28 protein-coding genes and 1 pseudogene are annotated in these 26490 nt (G+C 39.5%); 4 read left to right on the plus strand and 25 right to left on the minus strand.

Annotated features, from left to right (window positions below):
• Positions 1 to 94: 94 nt before the first annotated feature.
• The 5 genes from ANG_RS08340 to ANG_RS08360 all read right to left on the minus strand — a co-directional run bounded on the left by ANG_RS08340 (position 95) and on the right by ANG_RS08360 (position 5578).
• Positions 95 to 2083, minus strand: coding sequence for an ABC transporter permease (locus ANG_RS08340; protein WP_003034352.1), 1989 nt, complete (start codon positions 2081 to 2083; stop codon positions 95 to 97).
• Entirely contained in the window at positions 2076 to 2843 is a 768-nt protein-coding gene (locus tag ANG_RS08345; protein WP_003034280.1) for an ABC transporter ATP-binding protein, read from the minus strand. Before ANG_RS08345 ends, ANG_RS08340 begins: the two co-directional genes overlap by 8 nt.
• Before the next feature lie 203 nt (positions 2844 to 3046).
• Positions 3047 to 3805: a TraX family protein gene (locus ANG_RS08350; RefSeq protein ID WP_025271914.1), complete on the minus strand. Its 759-nt coding sequence runs from the start codon at positions 3803 to 3805 to the stop codon at positions 3047 to 3049.
• Positions 3806 to 3927: 122 nt separating this feature from the next.
• Positions 3928 to 4908: a sensor histidine kinase gene (locus tag ANG_RS08355; RefSeq protein WP_003034278.1), complete on the minus strand. Its 981-nt coding sequence runs from the start codon at positions 4906 to 4908 to the stop codon at positions 3928 to 3930.
• Complete coding sequence (locus ANG_RS08360; RefSeq protein WP_003034274.1) at positions 4892 to 5578, minus strand: response regulator transcription factor; 687 nt, start codon at positions 5576 to 5578, stop codon at positions 4892 to 4894. Before ANG_RS08360 ends, ANG_RS08355 begins: the two co-directional genes overlap by 17 nt.
• A 91-nt stretch (positions 5579 to 5669) precedes the next feature.
• On the opposite strand from ANG_RS08360, the gene ANG_RS08365 reads away from it, so the two are divergent.
• Positions 5670 to 6851, plus strand: coding sequence for a DUF2974 domain-containing protein (locus tag ANG_RS08365; protein WP_003034356.1), 1182 nt, complete (start codon positions 5670 to 5672; stop codon positions 6849 to 6851).
• A 519-nt stretch (positions 6852 to 7370) separates the two neighbouring features.
• Here ANG_RS08365 and metG read toward each other — a convergent pair.
• Positions 7371 to 9368: a methionine--tRNA ligase gene (gene metG / locus ANG_RS08370; RefSeq protein WP_038677323.1), complete on the minus strand. Its 1998-nt coding sequence runs from the start codon at positions 9366 to 9368 to the stop codon at positions 7371 to 7373.
• Between the two features lie 245 nt (positions 9369 to 9613).
• Between metG and ANG_RS08375 the strand changes: the two genes are divergently transcribed.
• Positions 9614 to 9874: a SemiSWEET family transporter gene (locus ANG_RS08375; RefSeq protein ID WP_003034285.1), complete on the plus strand. Its 261-nt coding sequence runs from the start codon at positions 9614 to 9616 to the stop codon at positions 9872 to 9874.
• Positions 9875 to 10239: 365 nt separating this feature from the next.
• Here ANG_RS08375 and ANG_RS08380 read toward each other — a convergent pair whose 3' ends face one another.
• The 7 genes and pseudogenes from ANG_RS08380 to ANG_RS08410 all read right to left on the minus strand — a co-directional run bounded on the left by ANG_RS08380 (position 10240) and on the right by ANG_RS08410 (position 15602).
• The gene (locus ANG_RS08380) at positions 10240 to 10872 is read right to left on the minus strand and encodes a DUF421 domain-containing protein (RefSeq protein ID WP_003034245.1); all 633 of its coding nucleotides are present in this window, start codon (positions 10870 to 10872) and stop codon (positions 10240 to 10242) included.
• On the minus strand, positions 10869 to 11324 hold the full coding sequence (locus ANG_RS08385) for a DUF3290 family protein (RefSeq protein WP_003034322.1): 456 nt from the start codon (positions 11322 to 11324) through the stop codon (positions 10869 to 10871). The genes ANG_RS08380 and ANG_RS08385 overlap by 4 nt, the downstream gene beginning before the upstream one ends.
• Positions 11325 to 11513: 189 nt before the next feature.
• Positions 11514 to 12149 carry an SdpI family protein gene (locus tag ANG_RS08390; RefSeq protein WP_003034355.1) on the minus strand — a complete coding sequence of 212 codons (636 nt, stop codon included), beginning with the start codon at positions 12147 to 12149 and terminating at the stop codon, positions 11514 to 11516.
• Positions 12139 to 12417, minus strand: a complete 279-nt coding sequence (locus ANG_RS08395) for an autorepressor SdpR family transcription factor (RefSeq protein ID WP_003031490.1) — start codon at positions 12415 to 12417, stop codon at positions 12139 to 12141. The genes ANG_RS08390 and ANG_RS08395 overlap by 11 nt, the downstream gene beginning before the upstream one ends.
• Positions 12404 to 13303 (minus strand): CPBP family intramembrane glutamic endopeptidase, encoded by a 900-nt coding sequence (locus tag ANG_RS08400; protein WP_020999502.1) that lies wholly within the window; start codon positions 13301 to 13303, stop codon positions 12404 to 12406. The genes ANG_RS08395 and ANG_RS08400 overlap by 14 nt, the downstream gene beginning before the upstream one ends.
• A 139-nt stretch (positions 13304 to 13442) precedes the next feature.
• Positions 13443 to 14962: pseudogene (locus ANG_RS08405) on the minus strand (IS1182 family transposase).
• A gap of 406 nt (positions 14963 to 15368) precedes the next feature.
• The gene (locus tag ANG_RS08410; RefSeq protein WP_003031487.1) at positions 15369 to 15602 is read right to left on the minus strand and encodes a hypothetical protein; all 234 of its coding nucleotides are present in this window, start codon (positions 15600 to 15602) and stop codon (positions 15369 to 15371) included.
• 115 nt (positions 15603 to 15717) lie between these two features.
• On the opposite strand from ANG_RS08410, the gene ANG_RS08415 reads away from it, so the two are divergent.
• Positions 15718 to 16545: an exodeoxyribonuclease III gene (locus tag ANG_RS08415; protein ID WP_003034343.1), complete on the plus strand. Its 828-nt coding sequence runs from the start codon at positions 15718 to 15720 to the stop codon at positions 16543 to 16545.
• 25 nt (positions 16546 to 16570) lie between these two features.
• On the opposite strand, the gene nth is transcribed toward ANG_RS08415, so the two are convergent.
• The 7 genes from nth to tmk form a co-directional block, all read right to left on the minus strand.
• On the minus strand, positions 16571 to 17194 hold the full coding sequence (gene nth / locus ANG_RS08420) for an endonuclease III (RefSeq protein WP_025271916.1): 624 nt from the start codon (positions 17192 to 17194) through the stop codon (positions 16571 to 16573).
• 323 nt (positions 17195 to 17517) lie between these two features.
• Complete coding sequence (locus tag ANG_RS08425) at positions 17518 to 17871, minus strand: arsenate reductase family protein (protein WP_025271917.1); 354 nt, start codon at positions 17869 to 17871, stop codon at positions 17518 to 17520.
• A gap of 19 nt (positions 17872 to 17890) precedes the next feature.
• Positions 17891 to 18397, minus strand: coding sequence for a methylated-DNA--[protein]-cysteine S-methyltransferase (locus ANG_RS08430; protein ID WP_025271918.1), 507 nt, complete (start codon positions 18395 to 18397; stop codon positions 17891 to 17893).
• A 2-nt stretch (positions 18398 to 18399) separates the two neighbouring features.
• Positions 18400 to 19266 (minus strand): 16S rRNA (cytidine(1402)-2'-O)-methyltransferase, encoded by an 867-nt coding sequence (gene rsmI / locus ANG_RS08435; protein WP_025271919.1) that lies wholly within the window; start codon positions 19264 to 19266, stop codon positions 18400 to 18402.
• A gap of 2 nt (positions 19267 to 19268) precedes the next feature.
• On the minus strand, positions 19269 to 19586 hold the full coding sequence (yabA, locus tag ANG_RS08440; RefSeq protein ID WP_025271920.1) for a DNA replication initiation control protein YabA: 318 nt from the start codon (positions 19584 to 19586) through the stop codon (positions 19269 to 19271).
• Positions 19587 to 19620: 34 nt separating this feature from the next.
• The gene (locus ANG_RS08445) at positions 19621 to 20514 is read right to left on the minus strand and encodes a DNA polymerase III subunit delta' (RefSeq protein ID WP_003034303.1); all 894 of its coding nucleotides are present in this window, start codon (positions 20512 to 20514) and stop codon (positions 19621 to 19623) included.
• A complete protein-coding gene (gene tmk, locus ANG_RS08450) occupies positions 20511 to 21149 on the minus strand; it encodes a dTMP kinase (RefSeq protein ID WP_003034335.1) in 639 nt (212 codons plus the stop codon). The genes ANG_RS08445 and tmk overlap by 4 nt, the downstream gene beginning before the upstream one ends.
• A 152-nt stretch (positions 21150 to 21301) precedes the next feature.
• Between tmk and ANG_RS08455 the strand changes: the two genes are divergently transcribed.
• The gene (locus tag ANG_RS08455) at positions 21302 to 22165 is read left to right on the plus strand and encodes a YitT family protein (RefSeq protein ID WP_003034252.1); all 864 of its coding nucleotides are present in this window, start codon (positions 21302 to 21304) and stop codon (positions 22163 to 22165) included.
• Positions 22166 to 22234: 69 nt separating this feature from the next.
• On the opposite strand, the gene ANG_RS08460 is transcribed toward ANG_RS08455, so the two are convergent.
• The 5 genes from ANG_RS08460 to ANG_RS08480 form a co-directional block, all read right to left on the minus strand.
• Positions 22235 to 22891, minus strand: a complete 657-nt coding sequence (locus ANG_RS08460) for a CBS domain-containing protein (protein WP_003034318.1) — start codon at positions 22889 to 22891, stop codon at positions 22235 to 22237.
• Between the two features lie 146 nt (positions 22892 to 23037).
• Entirely contained in the window at positions 23038 to 23748 is a 711-nt protein-coding gene (locus tag ANG_RS08465) for an ABC transporter ATP-binding protein (RefSeq protein WP_003034327.1), read from the minus strand.
• The gene (locus tag ANG_RS08470) at positions 23748 to 24512 is read right to left on the minus strand and encodes an ABC transporter ATP-binding protein (RefSeq protein ID WP_003034299.1); all 765 of its coding nucleotides are present in this window, start codon (positions 24510 to 24512) and stop codon (positions 23748 to 23750) included. Before ANG_RS08470 ends, ANG_RS08465 begins: the two co-directional genes overlap by 1 nt.
• Complete coding sequence (locus ANG_RS08475) at positions 24512 to 25462, minus strand: branched-chain amino acid ABC transporter permease (RefSeq protein ID WP_025271921.1); 951 nt, start codon at positions 25460 to 25462, stop codon at positions 24512 to 24514. Before ANG_RS08475 ends, ANG_RS08470 begins: the two co-directional genes overlap by 1 nt.
• A gap of 3 nt (positions 25463 to 25465) precedes the next feature.
• Positions 25466 to 26335 (minus strand): branched-chain amino acid ABC transporter permease, encoded by an 870-nt coding sequence (locus ANG_RS08480; protein ID WP_018543650.1) that lies wholly within the window; start codon positions 26333 to 26335, stop codon positions 25466 to 25468.
• Positions 26336 to 26490 lie beyond the last annotated feature (155 nt).

The following is a 26490-nucleotide window of genomic DNA, read 5'->3' on the forward strand; positions in this document are numbered from 1 at the left end:
AGGAATCAAACGTCCCTCTTTTTTGTTAAATAAATTGAAAAAGGAGCAAGAATAGCCCTACTCCTTTTCACTATTATCCGTACCTATCGCTAACTCACATCGACACAATTCTACGATAACTGCGTGATGTGATGAGAAAGACAAGTACATAGATGATAAAGAAAACAGCACAAACGCCAAGCGTAACTTCCAACATCAATGCAGCATTTAAGACCCCCAGAACTTTTAACATGAGACTCAGCATATGATAAGCAAATGCCAGATGCACAAAAGCGAAAGCAAGCGGTAAGAAGAACACAGTCAAAATTTGTTTGCGAATGGTGCGCTTGGTTTGCTTTTCATCTAATCCTACCTTTTGTAAAATTACAAAGCGGTCTCGGTCTTCATACCCTTCTGAAATCTGTTTGTAGTAGATTACCAAAACCGTTCCCAGCATAAAGACAATTGAAAGGAAAATACCAATAAAGAAAACGCCACCTAACATACTCATAATTTCCTGCACACCTTGGATTCTTGTATAACCATACACACCGGCATTATCGGGGAGCGTCGTATTGAACTGTTTCAGCTTCTTCTGGTAAGCTGTATCCAAATCGCCCTTTTTCTTATTAGAAGCCCTGATATTCAAGCCGCCATATAACTCTGTATTAATCGTGTAATGTTGCTTTTGGGAATCCACCAATTTTTGTGGGTCATTAACCACCATAAAAAGTGACTGAGGGATAATGATATTATACTGATCTGTAATGTTTCCAAGAACAAAGTCCTCTTTTAAAAGTTCTTTAACTATCAATTCTTGCCCGTTCAGCTTAAGAGGCTGAGTTTGCCTGATAGAGATTCCTTTTGCAAAGATTACTGTCTCATTATCTTTTAAATTCAATGTTTTGCCCGTCATTTTCCGATAATCATCAGCTGAAAACAGCAGAATATAGGCCTGTGGAGAAACTCGTGTTTCACCTTTTGGATAAATATCAAGCTGAATGCCCTTTTGATTTTTAATTCCCATCGAATAATATTGATAAGCATTTTTCTTAGTGACTGTTAAATGATTCTCTTTTGCAAATTCTGTCAATGCCTGATCCAATTGAACAGCTGACACTGCCTTCCCCTTTATCGTATAATCTTGGGGGTACATCACTGTTTTCAGATAATCAGCACCAGCGTAGATGTTAATACCACCAGCTAAGGTGACTAAGACCATGGTTGACAAAATCGAAATCGTTGCTAAGCCAACCGCATTTTTCTTCATCCGAAAAATCAAATTGGACACAGAAATCATATTGTTTGGTTGATAGTAATATCGTTTATTTTTCTGGAGCAACTGCAAAAATACCGTAACTCCTGCATTGAACAGCAGATAAGTCCCTAAAATAACAAAGAGAACAGCTATAAAAAATATACCAATTGCTGTCAATGGATTTTTGACACTCAGAGCTAGGTAATAAGCATAGCCTAAAGAAATCGATCCAATAATCGTTTGAATCAGAAGAAATCGTCCTTTTCTTTCACCGCTATTCTTTTCCTTGGCCAATTGCAAAGCATTAAAACGTAGAATCCTCAAACCGTTGACAAGCACCAAGCCCGCAAAAATAACGCCATAGATGACAACAACTGAAATAAGAACTAACCATTGAAACGTGGATACTAGAACAACTTTTAACCCCATCAATTTCAGTAAAAAGGCATAAATCAATTTATCAAATACAATACCAAATCCAAGACCAATCGTGACAGTCGTCGCTCCTAAAATCAATAACTCAATAAACACCATGGTAAAGAGATGACGTTTATTAAGTCCTAGCATTCCATACAGCCCCAGTTCTTTCGAGCGATTTTTCATGACGAAGCTATTAGCATAAAAAACGATAATCGCTGCAGCAATCGTCACAATAATCACTCCAAGAGCCAAGACAAATGAAATAGAACTTGCCCCCTGCATTTTTTGTAAATGAGGATTAAACGTTAAAGAATTAAAAATATATGAAATAGCGACGACTAAACAAGTTGCCAACGTAAATGGATAGTATAATCTACGATTTTTCACTAGGTTAGAAACCGCTAATTTTCCCGCTAATCTAAGCACCTTGATTCACCTCGCTTGCCATAACCGTTAAGGTATCAGAAATCTCTTGGAACATCTGGCGCTCGGTCTTATCTCCTCGGAAGATTTGATTGTACAAAATTCCGTCCTTTATGAACAGTACGCGCTTAGCACGGCTTGCCGCAGAAGTCGAGTGCGTTACCATAAGAATCGTCTGTCCGCGGTCATTGATGTCATCAAACACATCTAAAAGCGCCGCAGAAGACTTAGAATCGAGCGCCCCTGTTGGTTCATCCGCCAGCAGAATTTCCGGATTGGTGATAATAGCACGCGCCACCGCCACCCGTTGTTTTTGACCACCGGAAATTTCATAGGGGAATTTTTCCTGCAATTGGTTAATCCCCAGTTCATTACAAGTAGTAACCAACTTTTGCATCATTTCTGTAATCGGACGGCGTGACAAAACGAGCGGCAAAAGAATATTGTCCTTGACCGAGAGCGTGTCTAACAGGTTGAAATCTTGAAAAACGAAACCTAATTTTTCCCGACGGAAGCTCGAAGCTTGACTGTTTTTAATCGTCGCTGTATCCGTGCCATTGAGAAAGACGCGTCCTTCGGTTGGCTTGTCTAGCATGGCAAGAATGTTGAGCAGAGTGGATTTCCCAGAACCCGACTCGCCCATGATAGCGACATAATCACCTTCATCTACTGTAAAATGAATGTCTTTCAATGCTTCTACTTGGTTGCCTTGAAAGCGAGTTTTGTAAATTTTCTTCACATGTTGTACGTCTAATAGTGTCATCATTTTCTCCTTTTTTAAAATCTAAAATATAACTGTTGCGCTGATTGACTCACTTCATAGCCAAATTGCGCTTTTTCAATATCTTTTACGTTTGGCTGAAGCAATTGCCTGTCTTGTTTCAATAAAATTTTACCATATTCAGCTTGTTCTCCTTTTTTGATACTACTTTGCAGCGAATTGCTCGCCGCAAGACTATAATTTACTCATTTTTGAACGAGGTAAGCAATGCAAGTAATCAACCATAAGTGAGCTGGATAAAAGATATAAAAGAAATACTTGCTCCACTTGGTCACAGGACCGCGCTCGCCATTATAGAGTGAAATAAAAGGCAGTACTGTGATAAAAAGCCAATCGGAATTATAAAACATCATTAACAGTGTGTCGCTCCATGTCGGGTAAATCTGAATACTCATACAAAATAGTACAACTGCTAAAATACCATATAGAAGATTGCGGAGGTTTTTCTTTCCCCTGCAAGTATAGGTAATCAACATAAATGGAATAATGACCATGCCACCCTCTGTCACAAAACCAGCCAGCAAGCAAACAACAATGCCTAAGATAAAGCGAATGGGCTGGCGTTTAATATCAACTGGCTTGCTCGTTTGGTTTATGCCAAAAAAGATATTGAGGACAAGTACACCGCAAGCCAAAGTTAAGAAAATATTATTATATATCTGAACTCCTTTAGACTGAAACAGCAAATTGAGAATCGTATTTCCAGCAAACATGATAGCTGACCAAAAAAAGAGACGCATGTTGTAAAGCAGACGACTTCGAGTATATAAGAAGCCTTCTACCGCTGCAAATGCAAACCAAACTGCTACACAGCGTGTTAAAGCATGAAAAATGCTCGCCCATTCACCTGACAGTAAGCCTGGTATTTTTTCAAGATGATCAAAGACCATTAAAACAGCCATTAAGAGCTTGAGCTGAAAAGCGTTCAATCCTTTTGTTTTCATAACTGCCTCCTCTATTAAACATCATTCATTTTCTAACCTTATGATACAAAAAAAGAAAGGCTGCTACCATAACATAACCTTTCATTTTTAGAGGCGAACCTTACAATTTTGTAAGATTGCATTTATTCAAACAATAATTTCTTTTCTTTAAAAGTAATCATAACGGTTGTGCCTTCTCCGACCACCGACTGCAAATGCAATTCATGCCCCAGTTCATCCGCAATTTTCTTAGATAAATAGAGCCCCAATCCTGATGACTGATGCGTTAGGCGCCCGTTGTAGCCAGAAAAGCCTCGCTCAAACACGCGCAGAAGATCGGCATCTTGAATCCCCAAACCAGTATCCTTCATATACAAGGTATCTTCCTTAAAGAAAATCTCAATGCCTCCTTGCTTCGTATATTTAAGACTATTAGAAAGCACTTGCTCTAAAATAACAAGAAACCACTTTTTATCTGTGATAATGGTGTGATTCAAATCATGCAAATTTAGACTCAATCCTTGCTGAATAAAGAAAATGGCATACTTTTTGACAACATCTTTGACCAAGTCTTCTATATTTTCTTTTTTCACGACTAAATCATCATGAAAACTTTCCAACCGCAGATATTGCAGGACTAAGTTGGTATAAGAGTCGATCTTAAACAACTCCTGCTCCAATTGATTTTTGAGCGTCTGCTCTTGTAAATCCTCCACTAAGAGCTTGCTAGCAGCAATCGGCGTCTTGATCTGGTGCACCCAGAGCGTGTAGTAATCCAGCAAATCATTTTGCTTTATTTGCTCTTGCAATTTTAACTCTTTTTTATCATTTTTTAACGTTTCAATTTTGGAAAATAGCAGAGCTTCTATCGGTGTCTGTGCCTGACCTTCCCCATAAAAGACAAGATGACGAAAATTTTGGTACTGCTTTACGATATCCAACAGGAAACCCGCCAGACTAATCAGCAATAAAATCAATAAGACATACTGTAAGACTGCTCGTTCATCTTCAAAAAGATAACAAAAGGAAAATAATAGTGTATAAAAAATAAGTAATAGTAAAAATAAAAACTGGCGCGAGCGAAAATAATAGCTAAGAAACAAACGCTTATTCTGATAATCCATTGGTCAATCCGTAGCCTATACCTTTCTTTGTTTCAATGAAATTCTTGAGCCCTGCTTCTTCTAATTTCTTACGCAGTCGTGCCACATTGACTGACAAGGTATTGTCATCAATAAAGAAATCACTATTCCAGAGCTCTTTCATCAGATCATCGCGGGCGACAATGCTGCCTGAATGCTCAAACAACACGCGCAAAATCTGAAATTCATTTTTTGTCAGTGTAATCACTTTTCCCTCATACATCATATCCATAGATTTTAGATTGAGAATCACGCCATGGTATTCCAGCAGACTTTGATCCGTACCAAACTCGTAAGACCGCCGCAACAGCCCTTGCACTTTAGCGAGAAGAACATTGTTATCAAACGGTTTCGTGACAAAATCATCTCCGCCCATATTGATTGCCATAACGATATCCATTGCTTGGTCTTTTGATGACAAAAACATAATGGGCACTTTAGAAATCTTGCGAATTTCTTGGCACCAATGATAACCATTAAAAAGTGGGAGACCAATATCCATTAGCACTAGATGTGGTTCTTCCTTGGCAAAAATCGTCAAAACCTGCATGAAATCCTCTACTGCAACCACTTCAAATCCCCATTGCTCCAGCATTTTTTTGACTTGTTGGCGAATGACGGCATTGTCTTCTACTAATAATATCTTGTGCATTCTATCCCTCATTTCCGCTTTCTTTCTCTATTATAACAAAGACTTGGGAAAATATGCTATACTAACAGTAGATTTACGAAAGAGAATGACTATGGGAAATATTTTTAACTACTTAGAAGATGTACAATACGATAGTATCTACGACCAGCCCTTTACAGCGCTGGATATGCTACTCTTGACTGAAATGACCTATCTGAACTTTGATGACATTGTTACAGATAGTTTGACCTTACAACAAGCCCATCGCTTAGTTGATATACCACAATACATGACCCAAGAAATTTCCATGATGAATACCAAACACCGCTTGGCACTCTTGCAGCAGGCAGCAAGTGTCAAACGCTATAAGAACATCAAACTCTTGGGTTATGTGAATGATATTGATTTAGATGTGCAAAAACAATTTGCTGCTATGACTTATAAGATTGATTTGGATACCTTTGTCATCACTTTTCGCGGAACAGATGATTCTATTATTGGCTGGAAAGAAGATTTTCACATGACTTATATGGAGCATGTCCCTGCGCAGCAAACTGCTATACGCTACGTTCAAAAGGTCATGCAGGCTTTTCCAACAGCGACCTTTATTTTGACAGGACATTCCAAAGGTGGCAATCTAGCGACTTACGCTGGCAGCCAAGTGAAGCCTGCCTTGCAAGCAAGAATTTCTCAAATCTATAGTTTTGACGCTCCGGGACTGAATCATACAGTGATTGAAACAGACGGCTATCAGGAAATGGATCCAAAAATCAAACGTTACATTCCGCAAGGCTCTATTGTCGGGATGATGCTGGAAACACCTAAGCAAGCGCACATTGTAAAGAGTGTGGCTATTGGTGGTATTGCCCAGCACGATACCTTCTCTTGGCAAATCGAAAATGAGCACTTTGTCTTACTTGACACGCTCAACCCAGACAGCATTCAGACAGACAAAACTCTCAAAGAATGGGTGGAGACGGTTCCCGATGACGAACTTAAAGATTTCTTTGATGTCTTTTTCAGCCTCATTTTAGACGCTCAAATTACGTCCATTGATGAATTTTTCCAACCCAACAGTATCAAGAAATTGCTGACTATCGTCCAAAATGCCCAAGCCCTTACCGAGCAAGAAAAAGAAATGCTGAACCGCTTAACACGACTTCTCATTTCTATCCGTTACCAAGCTTGGATTGACGATTTCAAAACACCTAGTCCAATGACCTTTATGACCGATGTACGAGAAAGCTGGACTAGTCTGGCGGAGAGGTTTTCGTTTTTAAATAAAGATGAATAGTGCATCATCATGTTTTATACTACAAAAGGGAGTCCTGTCTCACTCCCTTTTTTTAACTACTACTCAAATAGGTCGTCCGAGCCTCGGACAGAGTGAACCATTTTTCAGGTAGGTCGTCCGACCCTCGGATGAAGTAAATCTATTTTCGTGAAGGTCGTCCGAGCCTCAGACGGAGCAAACTTCTTTTCAGGCAGGCTATCCGAGCCTCAGACGAAGTAAACCACTTTTCAGGCAGACTATCCGACTCTCGGACGAAGTGAACTACTTTTTAGGCAGGCTATCTGACCCTCGGACGGAGCGAATTACTTTTTAGGAAGACTATCCGACCCTCGAACGAAGTGAACTACTTTTTAGGAAAATTATCCGACCCTCAGACGTGGGGAAACAATTCTTAGATAAGCCGTCGATGTAAGTAATAGACTACCAATTTCTTTTATTCCATTGACCGGAACGATAAACAAAGCGAGGCTGAGACATTATTGTCTCAGCCTCATTTTTAATTCTAATCTTCCTGTGGGCTCACCCAATCAAGCTACCATTTGGTACATTTTGATCTACTGTGAGCAGAGTTAGTTGATTACCATATTCTGCTGAGAGGATCATGCCTTGGCTGATACGTCCCATCATCTTGCGTGGTTTGAGGTTCGCTACGATTTGGACTTTCTTGCCAACCAATTCTTGCTCGTTTGGATAGTATTTAGCAATCCCAGACAGAATTTGACGATCTTCGCCGTCTCCCGCATCCAAGCGGAATTGGAGCAATTTATCAGAACCTTCGACTTTAGCAACTTCTTTAACTTCTGCGACACGGATTTCTACCTTGTCAAAATCGTCAAATTTGATTTCCTTACGGTTGAGTGTGAGCTCGACTTCTTCTGGTTTCCATTCCTTCTCAACAACTGGTTTGCCTACTTCCATTTGGTCCTTGATGTAGGCAATCTCTACGTCCATATCTAGGCGTGGGAAGATTGGTGTTCCTTTTTTAACCACAGTCAAGCCTGCTGGCAATTCTGCCAAGTCAAGATTTTCCAGAGAAGTTGCTTCTGGCAAACCAAGCTGGAGCAAAATGGCATCACTGGTTGTCATCATGAATGGCTTGATCAAATGTGCCACCACACGCAGACTGGCTGCCAAGTGGCTCATAACTGCACCCAGTTCAGCTTTCTTAGTTTCATCTTTAGCCAGTACCCAAGGAGCTGTCTCATCAATGTACTTATTGGTTCTGGAAATGATGTTCCAGACAGCCTCTAGCGCCCGCGGGTAATCCACGGCATCCATCTGTTTGTGGTAGATTGCGATATTTTCTGCTACCACTGCTGCCAAGTCCGCATCAAATTCTGTCACATTCTCTTTATAAATCGGCACTTGACCGTCAAAGTACTTGTTAATCATCGCAACCGTACGGTTGAGGAGATTTCCAAGGTCATTTGCCAGCTCGTAGTTGATACGTCCTACGTAGTCTTCTGGCGTGAAAGTGCCGTCAGAACCAACTGGAAGACTACGCATGAGGTAATAACGAAGCGGATCCAGCCCATAACGCTCTACCAGCATTTCTGGATAGACGACATTGCCCTTAGACTTAGACATCTTGCCGTCCTTCATGACAAACCAACCGTGAGCAATCAAGCGATCTGGCAATTTCATATCCAGCATCATGAGCATGATTGGCCAGTAGATAGAGTGGAAACGCAAGATATCCTTTCCAACCATGTGGAAGACTGTTCCATTATTCCAGAATTTTTCAAAGTTGGCATCTGCATCTTGACCATAGCCCAGAGCTGTCGCATAATTGAGCAGAGCATCAATCCAGACATACACCACGTGTTTTGGATTGGACGGTACAGGCACTCCCCAAGTGAAAGAAGTCCGTGATACTGCCAAATCTTCCAAGCCTGGCTCGATAAAGTTTTTGATGATTTCATTCATCCGACCATCCGGCTGGATAAAGTTAGGATGGGCTTTGAAGAAGGCTACCAAGCGATCGGCATATTTGTTGAGACGGAGGAAATAAGACTCCTCAGAGACCCACTCCACCTCGTGACCTGACGGAGCGATTCCTCCTGTTACTGTGCCGTTTTCATCACGGAAGACCTCTTCTAATTGGCTTTCTGTAAAGAATTCCTCATCCGAAACAGAATACCAACCAGAATACTCACCCAAGTAAATATCATCCTGAGCCAAGAGACGTTCAAAAACATCTGCTACTACTTTTTCATGGTAATCATCCGTCGTACGGATAAATTTATCGTAAGAAATATCAAGGAGTTCCCAAAGTTCCTTAACACCAACTGCCATGCTGTCAACATAGGCTTGCGGTGTAATACCTGCTTCTTCCGCTTTCTGCTGAATCTTTTGACCGTGCTCATCAAGCCCTGTCAAATAAAAAACATCATAACCCATGAGACGTTTGTAACGAGCAAGGACATCGCAAGCAATGGTCGTATAAGCACTCCCAATATGGAGCTTACCGCTTGGATAGTAGATTGGTGTTGTAATATAAAAATTCTTTTCAGTCATAGTTTTTCCTTTCAAGGCAAATGAAACCTTTTTTAGTAACACTTTATTATAACATATTACACAGCTTTTTAAATGAAAAATAGAGTTGACTTACGTTGTACTCATAATCATTAGTATATTATTCTTGCTTAAATCTTATGCTTAGTATAAAATAATAATATTGAATGAGGCTTGTTTTATATGAACTTAGTATGTTATAAATGAGTTTTCGTTCTCTACACCACGTTTTATGAGGAGTTATGGAAATGAACGAAAAACGAATGAAAATAATAGGTTGGGTAGCGACATTCATGTCTATTATGATGTATGTATCTTATATCCCACAAATTATGGACAATTTAGCTGGACATAAGGGAAACTTTATCCAACCTCTGGTAGCTGCAATTAACTGTAGCCTTTGGGTTTATTATGGTTTATTTAAAAAAGAGCGTGATTTGCCACTCGCTGCCGCAAACGCTCCAGGTATTGTCTTTGGGCTTATTACTGTGCTAACAGCAATATTCTAATCCTGATTTAATTGTCTTACTTTCCTATCTGACAGTAAGGATTTTTGTTGACAGTTCTTACAATAATAGAATTACAAACAAAAACTCTGATTTACTCAAAAACAAAAGCTCTATCTGAATGGACTAGTCAGATAGAGCTCTATTTTTTATATTTGTGCCGTTTTAGAAAATGATTTTTTAATATTCCTTTACTATTTTTAATACTATCTGTTTTTAAACTATAATGTCAACAGCAGCTTCATTTTTCATCTTTTTATCTCAAATAAGCTTCGCAGCATCTTTATCCTGATTTCATTTTTCTGCGGAACTCCTAGCAAGCTCTTCTTCTCTCTTTTGCTTTTATCTATTCAAAAAGGAAAATAGTCTTAATACGTCACAACGCTCAAGTTACCACTTTCATATTCTGCGATGAAGATATTAGAAATATCAGTATAGCCTTCCTTAGCAAGCCTCTCGATTAACCATTCTTCTGTTTTGTCAATAGAATCTAAAATATCAATCTGGACAACACCGTCTGTGATAATGGGGTATTTCGGATTTTCCTCACCTGCCTGTACGACAATAAGCTGACCGTTTTGTTCCATGACTGCTCGCTTAACCTGCTTTAGTTGAAAAATTCCTTGGCTACGCAACTTCAGAGCCACATCAGCCGCTGAAAGGCCAACGGAACGGCAGGCTTCAGGGCTCAACTTCCCGTGCTGAATCAGGGTAGTCGGTTTACCATCAATCAAATGCTTGACTGTCCGAATATTGTTATTGAGCCATTTTAGAGTCAAGACCAAGATCGTCCACATAATGAGGATGATCGCATACTGGAGAATGTTAATAGAACTATTGTAAATCACCCCACCAATAATACCACCTAGAACATAATTTTGAATCTGGTCGATTGCGGAATTAGGTGCCAGATTTCCTTTTCCTGTCACATTGATAACAAACACGAGTGAAAACAGTCCCAACGCTAGTTTAATCAGGATTTCAAGAAAATTCAATGTCATTTTTTAAGCTCCACTAATTTGATATCCGTTGTCTTATGTAATTTAATTTTTTCCAGTAAATACTTATCTGGCTCACTGCCACTCATAGCTCGATAAAAATCTTTTCCAACTTTTAAAATCGCTCCATCCGTCGCAGCTGAAGTGTTGACATAAACCTCTGACTTATCTACTCCCAAATCTTTTGAAATAACTTCAATAAAATGAAGAGAAGTTTGGAACTGGTTATTAGAGGCTTGATTGGTCTGAAAAGTACTAATCCCAATCAGAACGATAGCAATCAAAGACAAAATGGAGATAATCGCCAATTCACGAAATTTCGAATCGCGCTTATTTCGATAGGCTTTAAAAGCAAGAAAACCTGTCACAAGTAACAACAAAATAGAAAGTCCAATCGTCACCCAGTTTTGCTGGCTGATTTGACTCAAAACATAATCATAAGAATAAAATTTCATTTTTTCTCCCTCTATTTTCTCGGCCTATTATAGAAAATTTTTCAATATTTTTCAATATTTCTAGAAATCGTATTTTAACAAGATAATAGGAGCGAAACAAAAATCAGTAACTCAAAGAGTTCAATTTTGTCGTCCCGCTCCCACAACGATAATTAGACTAAAAAAGTTTCAAGCTAAACAGCAAATAAATCAATGTATCCTTTTAGATAACCAGTAAGAATAAATCATTGGCACTACAATCATAATGATTAGAGTAAAAACAAGCACAAACGTAACTGCAATCTGAACGAAACCATTAAAGAAAATGATAATACCACCAATCACCCAAATTTTACCAGCCAGACGATGTGTCTTTATCCAATTATCATCATTATCCAAAGTCCATGGGAAACGTATACCAACCGTATAATTGCGACGAGTTTTTGGCATGTAATTCCCAATAGCAATAAATAGAACTCCTAAAAACATACCATTCATCAGAGCATGATTAACTGCATAACCCAAGGCTTGCGCGTAAATAGTTGTCATGACTAAACAAGATGTCAAAGGAATAATCCAATAAACCAGATGCCACATTTTCAAGCTAATATTCTTAGATTTAGGATCCTTGCTAGTCACAAATAAACAAAACCAATGTAGAAGCAGCAGAAAACTAGGAATACCAAAAACTGTAAACCCTCGACTACTGAATCCATTTACTTGATTCGAAAAATCAAAATGCGTTGCGACTGTTTGGGGCAACTGTTGCCAGAAAAAGCAGCCTATCAACATAGGCACCAAAATACTAGCACTTGTTAGTATCAATAGTTTTTTATCAATCTTCATTAGCCTTATCTCCTTTCAATTCAGCTAACCAAACTACAATGTCTTCCAAGACTGAAGTATTGAGTTCATAATAGATATAATTTTTCTGGCGCGTCTCCAAAATCAAATCTGCTTTTTTTAAAATATTAAGATGGTGCGAAATGGTAGCTCCCGTCAGCTCAAAATGTTCCGCTATTTCCCCAGCAGACAGACTGCCCATTTTTAACAAATCTAAAATCGCTCTTCTCACAGGATGAGATAAGGCCTTAAAGGTATTAGCGAAACTCATGAGTTTCCCTCTTTTCTTTTTGTAAAATGGCTAGCGCTAAACACAAGAAAGGTAAAACTGCCAGAAGTCCTGTGGGTGTCGGACCTAGAATACGCAAGGCTAATGCTTTTTCTGTTGGCAATTGAAATAAAAGACCCACGCCAACAATGGCATTAACAGCACCGTGCAAGAGTGCTGGAGCCCAGATAGAATTCGTCTTTTCCATCACCCAACTTAATAAAACGCCTAAACTAAAACAAAAAACAAACATTGCAAGCACTCCCAGCCAAGGATATGCAAAATAAGTTAGTCCATAATTATATCCCTGCAAATTAATCGGCAGATGCCAAATACTCCAGATAAGTCCAACTAATAAGTGCGCTTGAACTATTGAAAAACGCTTGCGTAGTGCTGGATAAAGATAACCACGCCACCCAATTTCCTCACCAATAGCAAACAGACTATTAAGAAAAGGCGCATACGTCAAAGCTGAAAATAGTTGTGCAAAAATAACGATCTGTATGGGAAGATTTATTTGAGGACTACCTGTTCTTCCCAGCATTTCTCGCAACGTCTCAAAACCAAGACTAAACTGTTTGCTAAAGACGATGTAATATAGTCCTGCTCCTAAAAAACTCAATACCGCAGGCAACCAAAGCGCTAATAAATAATAGCGCCAACATCCTTTGAGATTTGTTGAAAATTGAGCCTGTAATTTCATGTTTGCTGATCTCCTTTTCTTTAAGATAAAAAAAGCAAAAGCTGGCATCCACATGGCAAGAATAGTTCCAGCCTGAGCGATAGGCTCGCCAAGCTTGACATCAGCTAACCATAGCCCAATCCAAATCAACCAAGCTAAGCTATAAGATAAAAAAATAAAAGTAAGCATATCCGTTTTCTTCGACATTTAAGTTACACTTTCTATTTAGATAATCTTCTAAATAGAATTATACTCTTTCTTTTAAAAAACACAAGACGAGTTTGAGACAATAGTGTTTTAACTCACTCTAACAATCAGAGTTCCGTTCGCTAATAGTCTCTGCTTTTTAGTTTTGAGTGCTTCGTTTGTTATATTTCAGTAGGTTATTGGCCATGAGAACCAAGCCCATGTCAATTTTAACCTGACGTCTGCCTCTGAGATTACATCGTTTGTACCCCAAACAAGCCTTTATCTGACCAAAGACAGGTTCCACATCAACTTTACTTGGGCAAAGATGTGACTGCCTTCGTCAGATAAAAGCGCTTGGCTTTCTTTTCGTTTTAAGACTTGATATCGCTCATTGACGTAAAGTCCCTTTTGCGGAGCCAAGTCAGGTTGTTCTGCCTTATAAACCCTAATTTCCTGCTTGAAACCTGTCGTGGTATGGCTGTGTTTGAGGTGGTCAAATTGGTATACCCAACCCTCTGGATGGGTGTAGGAATCAGCTGTTCCATCATAAGTCTAGTTATCCAAATTCCTATTAGATTCTTTGTGTTTTTTCTTCTGTTCCTTGTCAAAAAGACCATATTTAATCAAGTGGTCAACGCTCATCCTATCCAAGGTGAGAAGATTCTCTTCGCTGCCATAGCCCGCATCGGCGACAACCCTTTTTAACTCATGTGGATAAGTTTCAAGTAATGGCAGGAGAGTCTTGGTATCTGTCGGATTTGAAAAGACATCATAGTGAAGAACAAATTGGTTTTCAGTAGCGATTTGAAGATTATAACCAGCTTTGAGCTGACCATTCTTCATGTGGTCTTCTTTCATCCGCATAAAAGTGGCATCTGTATCTGTTTTAGAAAAGCTGTTACGCCCGTCAAATGTCTCTTGATAGCTCTCATATTTTTCAGCGCGTACTGAAAAATCATCCTTGACTTTACGCAGGACTTTCTTGAGTTTACGACGTTGAGTTTTACGTTCATCCTTTCCTTTAACGGGTGTCTCCTCAATGTCTTGGCTCAGTTTTGCCAATTCTTCTTCAAGGACTTGAGCAAACTCGGTCAACTGTTCTGAGGTAATCGGTTCTTTTTCATCCAGCGCAATTGCTTGATGGATAAGGGGTGTGATTTCTTCTTGGAAATAGACCTGCATCTGTTCTTGAAGTTTAGCGGAGAATTTCTCTGTCGCTTTCTTCCAAACGAAGCTGTACTTATTGACGTTGGCCTCAATCTTAGTGCCATCAATGTAGAGACCATCAAGTGTTACCAACTTTTCCATTTTCAACTGAAGATTGAGCTCGATAAAGAGTTCTCGCAGCAGATTTTCCATCCCGGTAGCTACACGGAAACGGTTGATGGTCCGGTAGTTGACAACCAACTGCCCTGTCAAGTATTGCATGGCTAGATTTTCTGCTATCATCTTTTCAATCTTACAACCAGAGAAACTTCCTTGGGAATAAGCAAAGAGGAGGGCGGCTAAAAGCATTTTAGGGTGATAAGACGGGCGACCAAAGGCATGATAGAAGGCGTGGAAGTGATGATCCTCCAAGGCATTCACCACTTTTTCAATAGTAAAGACGAGATGGTCTTGAGGTAAAATGCAAGCAAGTTCTAGTGGTAAAGTCGTTTGATTTGTGTTATAGTGAATATGCATGAGATAGCCTTTCTAAATGGTTTATTAAGCAATTCTATTTTACCAAGACTATCGCAACCATGAAAAAAGCAACGGCAAAACCGTTGCTTTTTTGATAGAATCGAGACACTATTGTCCCAGGCTTTTTTAAAAAATAAAGAGGGTAGGACAAAATCAATAACTTAAAGAGTTGGATTTTATCATTCCGCTCCGCAGCAGCAATGATTAGCTCCAGTAGTCTGAGGAGCTGTTGAAGGTTACAAATACAGCTAACGAGATCAGCGTCAATAAACTTGATTAAAACTTTGTTATTGCTTTCTACGAAAGATCTATTTATCGCCTGCTATATTTTTTTGAGCAAACCACACTAAACTGCGTTTTACAAACAATATTATTATAAAAACATTTTCACAAATCTCTTTTACAAAATCAAAGATACTATCAAAACAAGAAGAACAGTAAGAATAGAAAGTGTCACAGCCAGACTTACCCAAAAACCAGCTGTGTTCCTTGGATTTATCCCAATTCCCACACCGATTTCTTTAGGTATCCAAAATGGTTCAGTAGAAGATTGCTTCCCCTTCAAACGAAGTAACCTAATCAGATACCAAATAAAGAATATGAATAAAACAATATATAACAATTGTCCTCCCATTATATCTCCTTTCACTAGTATTATACACTTTACTCTCCTTTTTACAACCTCAAATTCGCCGAGTCAGTTATTTTTTGATACAATAGAAAAAAATGAATCTAGAAAAGGTATCTATATGAAACTCATTTCTTGGAATATTGACTCTCTCAACGCAGCTTTGACCAGCGACTCTGCACGCGCGCAATTGTCACAAGCTGTTTTACAGACTTTAGTAGGATTAGACGCTGATGTTATCGCCATTCAGGAAACTAAATTATCTGCTAACGGACCAACTAAAAAACATCTAAAAGTTTTAGATGAATTATTCCCACATTATGAAACTACATGGCGCTCTTCTATAGAACCTGCACGTAAAGGTTATGCCGGAACTATGTTTTTATACAAAGAGAATCTATCTCCAAAAATAACCTTCCCAGAAATCGGTGCACCTTCTACTATGGATGCCGAAGGGCGTATTATTACCCTTGAGTTTGAAAAATTCTTTGTCACACAAGTCTACACTCCCAATGCAGGTGATGGTTTAAAACGTTTAGAAGAACGACAAATCTGGGACAAAAAATATGCTGACTATCTAACAGCTTTAGACATAGAAAAACCTGTCCTTGCGACAGGGGACTACAATGTAGCCCACAATGAGATTGACCTCGCTCATCCTTCTAGCAACCGTCGATCACCTGGATTTACAGATGAAGAACGATCCGGATTTACCAATCTGTTAAATCGTGGTTTTACTGATACTTTCCGTTACATTCACGGCGATATTCCAAATGTTTATAGCTGGTGGGCACAACGCAGCAAGACCAGCAAAATCAATAACAGTGGCTGGAGAATTGATTACTGGCTGACCAGCAATCGAATTGCAGATAAAGTAAGCAAGTCAGAAATGATTGACTCAGGTACAAGGCAAGACCACACACCAATTGTATTGGAAATTGAGTTATAAAAAAAGAGGTTTCTCCTCTTTTTTTTCAATCAAAATGATACAGTTGTGGATACTGGTCACATTCAGGATTTCTTGGGTGGCAGATTTCACGACCAAAGCAAATCATAGCTTGATGAGCTGGAAGCCATTCATTTTGGGGCAGAACTTCCATCACGCGTTGTTCAACTTCAAGCGGTGTAGCTGACTTTTTGACAATATCATGGTGTTTGCAGATTCGCTCCACATGGGTATCCACTGCAAAAGCTGGAATACCAAAACCGACACTCATAACTACATTTGCTGTTTTGCGCCCTACACCAGCCAAACTTTCTAATTCTTCACGTGCATGAGGTACCTGACCGTCAAAGTTATCCAGCAATTGCTGCGCACATTTTTTCAAAAACTTAGCCTTATTGCGATAAAGCCCCAGACGAGCAATATACTTGGCAATCTCGCTTTCTGAAGCCGCCGCCATTTCCCGTGGAGTTGGATAGGCTTTAAAAAGGGCTGGTGTGACTGTGTTGACTGCTGCATCGGTCGTTTGAGCCGACAGCATGACCGCTACCAGCAATTCAAAATGATTGGTAAAATTCAAGCTAGGTTTTGCATCTGGAAATAGGGCGATGATTTCCTCAATCACCTTTCGCGCACGTTTTTTTGATAAAACCATTTTTTCTCTTTTCGTTCTTTACTAATATTCAATGAAAATCAAACAGTCTCACAGACTGTTTAGCAACCTTGCAAGGTGAGACTATACAAAATATCTGACGGAATATGTTGTATCGGATGATTAAATCAAAAGAGCGACGATTAACATTTTCAAATTTTAGTTCTATCTCACTCCCAAGCTAACAAGGTTTGAAGAAATTTTCTCAGTGTATAAAAACATTATAACACGAACAGCAATTATACCAAAATAGAGAGCTTAAAAAGAAGTGAGGCAGCAATTGCGATTTTAAAGAAATCCATTTTGTCGTCTCACTTCTTTTTTATTTACAAATCTAATATTGCATATTCTGTGCGGTAGCCTATTTGCAGGATTTTTCCATCTTTTTCTAAGATTGGTCGTTTGATGAGCATACCATCGGTTGCTAAAAGCTCTGTGGCTTCTTCGGTGGACAATCCTGATAGTTTATCTTTCAAACCTAGCTCACGATATTTGAGCCCGCTAGTGTTGAAGAAAGATTTGATGTTTAAATCAGAATTTTCCATCCAAGTTAAAATTTCCTCTTTACTCGGTGTTTCCTTGACAATATCCACCGCTTCAAAGTCCAAACTCAACTGGTTTAATTCAGCCTTGGCTTTGCGACAGGTCGAACATTTTGGATATTCAATAAATCGTAACATATCATTTTCTCCATTTGTATCATTTATCCAAAGCTTTCTCGCTAAGTTCTACGCCTTCATGCTCTAAAAGCCATATTTTCTTGTCTAATCCCCCAGCATAGCCGGTTAATTGTCCTTGACTTCCCAGCACCCGATGACAGGGAACGATGATAGAAAAGGGATTTCTACCCACAGCGCCACCAACAGCCTGCGCCGAGTGAATATCTAACTCCTTTGCTATCTGACCATACGTGACCGTTCTCCCATAAGGAATAGTTTGCAGATAAGTCCAGACCCGTTGTTGAAAATCCGTCCCAACAGGAGCCAAAACAAGACTCGAAAAGTCTGGACAATCTCCGTTAAAATAGCAATCTAGCAGATTCTTCGTCTCTTTTAAAACCTCATTTTCTGCTAAGAGTAAATTCCCCTCTAAACCGCGCTCAAAATATTTCTGCTTGAGAAACCAGACTCCAACCAGCCCTATTTCATTAGCAACAAGTGACATTTCTCCCAAAGGAGAGAGATAAATTTGTTTATAAAAAGTCATTTTTACTCACTGACTTTCTCATGATAGCAAGCATATAATTCACTCTTATTCCAACCATATTTTTTCGCCACATCCTTGATAGCTTGATTTTTCTTTGTTCCTGCCGCTACTAGCTGTTCAATCTCTGCTAACAAATCCGCTTCTGACAAATCAAGCGCTTCTTCACTCGCACCTTCTACGATTAACAAGCATTCTCCTTTGAGTGGATTTTCCGAAATAGACTCTAGCACTTCGGAAATCAATCCACGCTGGTATTCCTCATAAATCTTAGTCAATTCCCGTACTAGTACTACAGAACGATCCCCATAGATACTGAGCATATTTTCTAAAGTGGCTTTGACCCGATGAGGAGATTCGTAAAAAATCTGTGTCTCTGGATAGGCTTTTTTATTAGAAAAAAACTCTTTTTGCTGACCAGCCTTGCGTGGCAAAAATCCATAAAAAATATGAGGTTGTGGAGCTAAGCCACTAGCTATCAAAGCTGAAATGCCTGCGCTGGGACCAGGCACAGTCACTACTGCGATTTCCTCAGCAATAGCAGCTTTAACTAAATCATGCCCCGGATCCGAAATACTAGGCAAGCCGGCATCCGAAACCTGAGCAATATTCTGCCCGCTTTTCAGCAAACGAATCAAATCAGGGATTTTTTCTTTGGCATTATGCTCGTGAAAGCTGATCTGCTTCGTAGTAATACCAAAATGCTTGAGCAACAAACCAGTATTTCTGGTATCTTCTGCTGCAATGAAATCGACTTCTTTCAGAGTATTCACCATACGGATGCTCATATCGTCCATATTCCCAATCGGAGTAGCCACCAGATAGAGCTTCCCATAAGGAGACTGACCTTTAAAACTTTTTTGAACCTGCATACTTACTCCCTAAAAAGTAATTCATCACAAAACATACATTCTGCATCATTTTCACGACGCTGACCATAAAAATCTGTGCACACATGAAAACCATCTTCATAGAGTTTGCGCAAATTATCCCGGTTTCTTTTTGTTTTTGGTGTTGCTGCGTGCTCTACCTGTCCTAATCGCTCTCTTAATTTATCATTTTCCAAGCACAGCGCTACATTTTCTTCCACCACGCTTTTCAGATTTTTCTTAATCGCTTCTACTTCTGCTAGAGTAACAAGCAGATTTTGAGAAAATTCATCAAGAGCATCAAATAATTCTTTTTTATTCATCCTCACTACCATTTTCCTGTGCCAACGTAGCACATCATTCTCTTTCTTGTAACACCATATATTCTAGTGCATTTTGAAAACTAACATTGGCTCGCCACATTTTTATTGCTGTAAATATACCTTCTAAATAGAAGCGTCCACATGTTGTTTGCATTTCTTTTGCAAAGAGAAGCTCCAAGAGTTTCAAAGCCTGTTCTTGCTTTTCCTTATCATCTGCCAGACTAGCCAACTTCGCAACCTGCAAATAAGCAGTCTCTTTTCGATTTAAGCAAAGCGATGCAAAACGATCACATTCTGCTGCCAAGTCAAAAAAAGCTGGACTAGCTGCCAAACGCATGGCTTCTTCTTCTGTTTGACTATAAGCAGTTAACAATTCTGCTTGTGTCTTTATCAGCCCAGTCTGCTCCAATTTTTCAAGCAAATAGGCTTGATTTTTTGGAAAATGAAATAGCTGCGCTCGGCTTTTAATCGTGGGCAAAATAAGATTTTCATCCGCTGTCAACAAGAAAATATGCACTTCACTTTGCGGCTCTTCAATGACCTTTAACAGCGAATTAGCTGCATTGACATGCATCTTGTCCGCATCACAAATGATAAACACTTGCTTGTTGCTCTCAAATCCAGACTGCGAAAAATTGCGTACCAATTCTCTGACTCGCTCTGTCTTTATAATATTATTGATTGGTCGAACAACCGTCACATCTGAAAAATCCTCTGCCTCAATCAAGCAGCAATTTCGACATTCACCACAGGGTAAGACACCATTTTTATTGGTACAAAATAAACTCTGTGCTAAACATTGAGCCATCTCAAAACTACCGAAAGCTCCTGTAAACAGATAAGCATGATTTAGACGATCCTGTCTTAAAATTTCTTCAAAACGCTCAAACAAAAGCGGCTGTATTTGAGTTAAGTCTTCTATTTTCATCTTAAACTCTCAATCTGCTCCGCCAATACTGCTAGGGTATCTGTAATCACCTTTTCTAATGGTTGGCTGGCATCAATCTTTCTCACTCGATTTGGTTCTCTTTCAAGAATAGACAAATACCCTTCACGGACTCGTTTATGCCATTCCACACTTTCTTGATCTAAACGATCTGCTCCCCTATCCTTACTCTTAGCAATACGGGCTAAGCCTTCTTCTGCTTCAATATCAAAATAAAGAGTCAAATCTGGCTTCAAACCGTCTGTCGCAAAATTATTTAGCCAGTCAATGTCTGCTACCTTGAGCCCGCGACCAAATCCTTGATAAGCAACAGAACTATCAATAAAACGATCTACTAACACAAGCTCACCGCGGTTCAAGGCTGGTACGATGCGCTCTACCAAATGCTGCCTGCGGCTAGCAATATAAAGTAGCAATTCTGTTTTTTCATCGATTTCTGTATGCTTAGGATCTAAAATAATATCACGGATTTTTTCAGCAACCGCTACTCCACCAGGTTCTCGCGTTGTGATAAACGCCTGCCCTTTTGTTTCTAAAATAGGAATCAAAGCTTCTAAAACACTTGATTTCCCTGCACCATCTGGTCCCTCTAAAGAGATGAACATTCCTTTTGACATAGTAACTCATTTCTAATTTTTCTATTCTCTATTTTATCAAAAAAAGAAAGAAAAATCACCGACAAAAAAACTTTAAAAATTAGTTTCAAAATTGTACATAAGCTTTCAAGATTTGATACAATAGAGTGTGCAGAAACTATTAGGAGGTTATCATGTCTAAGTTTAAAAACTATCTGACGATTATTCTAGGAGCTGGAATTTTTGCTTTCGCCATCAATTATCTGATTATTCCAAATCATTTGTATGAAGGGGGCGCGACTGGGGTGACTCTCATCACATACTATCTATTTAAAATTCCCGTTTCACTGATGAATCTCATCATCAACATTCCTCTTTTCATCATTGCCTGGAAAGTCTTTGGCTCACGGCTATTATACTCTAGCATCTTAGGAACCTTTGCAGTCTCTGGTTGGCTGACTATCTTTGAGAAAATTCCTTTCGTGATTAACCTTGAAGGCGATCTCGTAATTGTAGCGCTCCTAACAGGGGTTATTGCTGGCGTTGGACTGGGAATTGTTTTCAATGCTGGTGGCACCACTGGTGGTACGGACATCATTGCTAGAATCGCTAACAAGTATACGAACATCTCCATGGGAAAATTGATGTTTACTGTAGACTTCTGCGTCCTTATTTTCACTGTACTTGTTTTTAAAGATGTTCGCCTAGTGACTTATACCTTGATTTTTGTCTTTATCGCTTCACGAGTGATTGACTTGATTGGTGAAGGCGGTTATGCCGGCAAAGGTTTCATGGTTATCACCAGCCGTCCAGAAGAATTGGCAAAGAAAATTGACGAAGATCTCGGTCGCGGAGTTACTTTCATCAATGGGCAAGGCTACTACAGCGAGAATGATTTGAAACTCGTTTACTGCGTCGTTGGACGAAACGAAATGCAATCCATGAAAAAAGTTATTCATAGTGTTGATCCGCATGCCTTTATTACCATTACAGATGCCCATGAAATCCTTGGTGAAGGCTTTACCTTAGATGTCAATAAGCAACCGATTCAGAAATAATCTTGCTCCCATTATAAAAAAACGCATGAACACAGTTAAATGAACTGCTCTCATGCGTTTTTTGTTGTCTTATAATGCTTTTGCTGAAGTACGGGTAATGTCTTCTACCTGAATGCCTTTGTCTTCAAATTTCGCTTTTAAAGCCGGCAAATCCACATTACCATCAATTTGAACTTCAATGATAACTTTGCCATCTTTGCGTGGAATATTAACAACGTTAGAGATATTGAGATTTTCTTCGACAATCAAATGCACAATCTTCTCCAACACGCCGACTTCATCTTCTGTAATGAAACGCACGCGAATGCCTTCTTCACCATAGCCAGCAATTTCAAGAAAGGCTCTGAAAACATCACGATCTGTAATGACACCGTACACTTGCTGATTGTCCACCACTGGCAAAATGCCAATTTTATTTTTCAACATCAAGTAAGTAGCATCTTCCAAACTAGCAAATTGTGATACCGTCACCACATCACGAATCATGACGTCTTTAATCTTTGTCTTGTTTAGCAAATAATTCATCTCGTAAATGGACAAACTCGTTGCTTTTGAAGGACTTGCTTCGGCAATCGTTCCTTCAGTCACCAAACCAACCAATTGGTCATTTTCAATAACAGGAAGCCGGTGCAATCCCTGCTCACGCATAATATCCGCCGCATGCGCTACCGTCGTGTCTGGACTAATATACACTACTTTTCGTGTCATAAAATCTTTAACTGCCATGGGAATCTCCTTTATCTTTGATCTTTCAGTTCTATTATACTGTATTTTCTAGTTTATTTCAAACGCTTTCAATCTACTTACCTATGTTTTCAAGAATATTATTAGTGAATAAAAAAGAAGTAGAAAACCACTTCTTTCTCCTTTTTTCACCCACCGAGATAAGCCTTGCGGACTTCATCGGAAGCGAGCAATTCTTTTCCTGTGCCAGACAAGACAATATTTCCTGTTTCTAAAACATAGCCACGGTCGGCAATTGAGAGGGCTTTGTTAGCATTTTGCTCAATCAATAGAACAGTTGTGCCTTGTTTTTGAATATCTTGAATAATATCAAAAATTTCTTGAATGAAGAGAGGAGCCAGTCCCATTGAAGGCTCATCTAAAAGCAGGAGTTTGGGCGTAGACATGAGAGCTCGCCCCATAGCAAGCATCTGCTGCTCACCTCCCGAAAGAGTTGCAGCATCTTGATTTTTACGTTCTTCTAAACGCGGAAAGCGTGAGAAGACTTTTTTTAGATTCGCTTGATTTTCATCACGATTTGTTTTTAAGAAAGCACCCATTTCTAGGTTTTCCAAAACAGTCAGGCCTGAGAAAACATGGCGTCCTTCGGGGACCTGAGAAAGCCCTGCTGCTACAATTTTCTGAGCAGGAACTTTTTGAATTTCATTTCCTAAAAACTCAATTTTTCCTGAACTTGGACGAACCAATCCTGAAATTGTCCGAAGAATAGTCGTTTTTCCGGCACCATTGGCACCGATGAGAGAAACAACTTCGCCCTCGTTGACTTCAAAGCTGACATCTCGGACAGCCTGAATCATGCCATAATGGACGGAAAGATTTTCAACTTTTAGCATAGACATTAGGCTTCACCTCCCAGATAGGCTTCAATAACACGCTTATCATTTTTAATCTCGTCAGGAGTTCCGTGTGCGATCAAACGACCATACTCCAATACATAAATTCGTTCCGTCACTTCCATAACTAGGCTCATGTCATGCTCAATCAGCATGATTGTGATTTGAAATTCATTTTTTATGCGACGAATTAACTCTGTCAATTCTGCTGTTTCCTGCGGATTCATTCCCGCAGCAGGCTCATCAAGAAAAAGAATTTTAGGCTCTGTTGCTAGAGCACGCACGATTTCCAAACGGCGTTGTTGACCGTAAGCTAAATTCTTAGCAAGTGTTTCTGCTTCACCGTCTAGGTCAAAGATTTTTAGCAATTTCAATGCTTTCTCACGCAGTTCTGCTTCATTTTTATAGAAAGCTGGCAAACGAAAGAAGCTAGCAAAAACATGTGCTTTGTGGTGATTTCCAAAAGCAATCAAGACATTCTCTAGGACTGTCAAATCTTTAAACAAGCGAATATTTTGGAATGTCCGACTGAGTCCTAAGGAAGCAATCTTATAAGGAGCCTTGCCATTGAGCAAATGACCATCCAAGGTTACGCTTCCTTCACTTGGCTCATAAACACCCGTCAGTAAGTTAAACAAAGTTGTTTTCCCTGCACCGTTTGGACCAATGAGACCGACTAATTCGCCCTCATTCAGCTCCAAGGTCACATCGCCAACAGCAGTCAGCCCGCCGAAATTTTTTGTTAAGTTTTTTACATCAAGAAGCGCCATTAGTTGACCTCCTTATCTTTTTTAAAGAAGCGTGATAAGCTCAATTCCCATGTGCCAAGAAGTCCTCCCGGACGGAAAATCATCACCAAAATTAAAGCAAGAGAGTAGATAATCATCCGAATGCTTGCTACATTTTGAAGCACCATGTTTAAAATTCCCAAAACAATCGCTGCAACAATGGTACCAGTTATAGAACCCAGACCACCAAAGACCACGATAATCAAGACATTGATGCTATTGATAAAAGTATAATCTTTCGGCACAACAGAGCCGATAAATCCTGCTTGGAGTGAGCCTGCGATACTAGCTGTCATCGCCCCAAAAACAAAAGCAATGACTTTGATTTTAGTGGTATTAACCCCTACAGATTCTGCTGCAATTTCATCTTCACGAACTGACAAGGTTGCTCGTCCAATCGGGCTGCGCAAGAAATTGATGGTTAAAATGGTTGTGATAACTACAAAGAAATACACCATTTGCCAATTGGTAAAGGCAGGAATACCCAATATACCCGCAGCTCCATTGGTCAAATCACCACCGTTAATGATTAAAATGCGAATGATTTCAGAGACTCCAAGCGTAGCAATTGCGAGGTAATCACCTTTCAGACGAAGAGTAGGAATCCCGACAACCAAAGCCACTGCTCCTGCAATCAATGCTCCTAACACCATAGCCGCAAAAAAGGCAGGATAAGTAGCTGTTCTCGAACCAATAATTGCAGCTGCATAAGCACCAATTGCCATAAAACCAGCATGTCCCAGAGAAAATTGACCTGAGAAACCGACAATCAAATTCAAACCTACTGCTAAAATAATGTTAATGCCGATTTGCTGTAAGATTTGTAGATAAAAATCATTCAAAACTCCAGCGCTGACAAGGAGAGTCAGCAAACCGTAACCTGCAAGAAGGAGCACAAACCATAAAATATTTACTTTTACATTCTTTTTCATAGCCTATACCTTCTCTTTCACATTCTTACCAAGAATACCTGCAGGACGAACAAGCAAGATTAAGATTAAAATGCCATACACAATCGCATCACGGAAATCTGACATACCAAAAGCTGTCGCAAAGGTTTCTAATAGACCAATGACAAAGCCTCCCAATGCTGCTCCGGGGATAATACCAATCCCACCAAGTACCGCAGCGACAAATGATTTCAACCCTGGTGTCATTCCCATCAAAGGCTCTAAAGAATTGTAATAAAGCGCGATGAGTACACCTGCTGCGCCTGCCAAAGCAGAACCTAAAGCAAAAGTGAAACTAATCGTACGATTGACATTAATTCCCATTAGCTGCGCTGCATCACTATCAACAGAAACTGCCCGCATGGCTTTTCCCATTTTGGTTTTTTGAACGATAACCTGCAGCAATACCATTAAAATCAAGGAAATAACCAAAATCATCAATTGGATATTGGTGAGACTAATAGGACCAAAATTATAACGAACCGTTTCAATCACTTGTGGGAACGAACGAGTATTGGCCCCCACAAAATAGACCATCACATATTCCAAGAAAAATGAAACACCAATCGCAGTAATCAAAGCTGCAATCCGAGTCGAATTTCTCAGTGGACGATACGCCAGAAACTCGACCAGCACACCTAAAGCTGCCGTCCCAATCATTGCCAAAATCAAGGCAAGGAAAAAGTTAAGATGAAGAGAATTTATCAAGAAATACCCCATAAAAGCACCCATCATGTAAATATCTCCATGAGCGAAGTTGATAAGCTTGATAATCCCATAAACCATGGTATAGCCGAGAGCGAGCAAAGCATAGACACTCCCCAGAATCAGACCATTAACAAGTTGTTGGAGCATGGCCACCACACTTTCTAATTATAGTATAGAAGAAAGAACTATGTGATTTTTCACATTTTCTTATCTATCGTGAAAAAAGAGCGAGTCAAGTCATTATTTCAAAAAAATTGATTTTTCTCACTCATCTATTCTAAGTTTGAGCAAATGAGACCTTT

The sequence above is a fragment of the Streptococcus anginosus subsp. whileyi MAS624 genome, from assembly GCF_000478925.1.
Lineage (GTDB): Bacteria > Bacillota > Bacilli > Lactobacillales > Streptococcaceae > Streptococcus > Streptococcus whileyi.

Coding starts and splice junctions, on each gene's coding strand:
- ANG_RS08390 (WP_003034355.1), bottom strand. CDS start 12,149: ATGAAGATTGATAAAAAACTATTGATACTAACAAGTGCTAGTATTTTG.
- ANG_RS08375 (WP_003034285.1), top strand. CDS start 9,614: ATGAACGAAAAACGAATGAAAATAATAGGTTGGGTAGCGACATTCATG.
- yabA (WP_025271920.1), bottom strand. CDS start 19,586: ATGAATAAAAAAGAATTATTTGATGCTCTTGATGAATTTTCTCAAAAT.
- ANG_RS08380 (WP_003034245.1), bottom strand. CDS start 10,872: ATGACATTGAATTTTCTTGAAATCCTGATTAAACTAGCGTTGGGACTG.
- ANG_RS08395 (WP_003031490.1), bottom strand. CDS start 12,417: ATGAGTTTCGCTAATACCTTTAAGGCCTTATCTCATCCTGTGAGAAGA.
- ANG_RS08345 (WP_003034280.1), bottom strand. CDS start 2,843: ATGACACTATTAGACGTACAACATGTGAAGAAAATTTACAAAACTCGC.
- ANG_RS08455 (WP_003034252.1), top strand. CDS start 21,302: ATGTCTAAGTTTAAAAACTATCTGACGATTATTCTAGGAGCTGGAATT.
- ANG_RS08480 (WP_018543650.1), bottom strand. CDS start 26,335: ATGCTCCAACAACTTGTTAATGGTCTGATTCTGGGGAGTGTCTATGCT.
- ANG_RS08385 (WP_003034322.1), bottom strand. CDS start 11,324: ATGAAATTTTATTCTTATGATTATGTTTTGAGTCAAATCAGCCAGCAA.
- ANG_RS08365 (WP_003034356.1), top strand. CDS start 5,670: ATGGGAAATATTTTTAACTACTTAGAAGATGTACAATACGATAGTATC.
- ANG_RS08415 (WP_003034343.1), top strand. CDS start 15,718: ATGAAACTCATTTCTTGGAATATTGACTCTCTCAACGCAGCTTTGACC.
- ANG_RS08355 (WP_003034278.1), bottom strand. CDS start 4,908: ATGGATTATCAGAATAAGCGTTTGTTTCTTAGCTATTATTTTCGCTCG.
- metG (WP_038677323.1), bottom strand. CDS start 9,368: ATGACTGAAAAGAATTTTTATATTACAACACCAATCTACTATCCAAGC.
- ANG_RS08430 (WP_025271918.1), bottom strand. CDS start 18,397: ATGACTTTTTATAAACAAATTTATCTCTCTCCTTTGGGAGAAATGTCA.
- ANG_RS08360 (WP_003034274.1), bottom strand. CDS start 5,578: ATGCACAAGATATTATTAGTAGAAGACAATGCCGTCATTCGCCAACAA.
- ANG_RS08470 (WP_003034299.1), bottom strand. CDS start 24,512: ATGGCGCTTCTTGATGTAAAAAACTTAACAAAAAATTTCGGCGGGCTG.
- ANG_RS08460 (WP_003034318.1), bottom strand. CDS start 22,891: ATGGCAGTTAAAGATTTTATGACACGAAAAGTAGTGTATATTAGTCCA.
- ANG_RS08410 (WP_003031487.1), bottom strand. CDS start 15,602: ATGGGAGGACAATTGTTATATATTGTTTTATTCATATTCTTTATTTGG.
- rsmI (WP_025271919.1), bottom strand. CDS start 19,266: ATGCAGGTTCAAAAAAGTTTTAAAGGTCAGTCTCCTTATGGGAAGCTC.
- ANG_RS08400 (WP_020999502.1), bottom strand. CDS start 13,303: ATGTCGAAGAAAACGGATATGCTTACTTTTATTTTTTTATCTTATAGC.
- ANG_RS08475 (WP_025271921.1), bottom strand. CDS start 25,462: ATGAAAAAGAATGTAAAAGTAAATATTTTATGGTTTGTGCTCCTTCTT.
- nth (WP_025271916.1), bottom strand. CDS start 17,194: ATGGTTTTATCAAAAAAACGTGCGCGAAAGGTGATTGAGGAAATCATC.
- tmk (WP_003034335.1), bottom strand. CDS start 21,149: ATGTCAAAAGGAATGTTCATCTCTTTAGAGGGACCAGATGGTGCAGGG.
- ANG_RS08445 (WP_003034303.1), bottom strand. CDS start 20,514: ATGAAAATAGAAGACTTAACTCAAATACAGCCGCTTTTGTTTGAGCGT.
- ANG_RS08425 (WP_025271917.1), bottom strand. CDS start 17,871: ATGTTACGATTTATTGAATATCCAAAATGTTCGACCTGTCGCAAAGCC.
- ANG_RS08465 (WP_003034327.1), bottom strand. CDS start 23,748: ATGTCTATGCTAAAAGTTGAAAATCTTTCCGTCCATTATGGCATGATT.
- ANG_RS08350 (WP_025271914.1), bottom strand. CDS start 3,805: ATGAAAACAAAAGGATTGAACGCTTTTCAGCTCAAGCTCTTAATGGCT.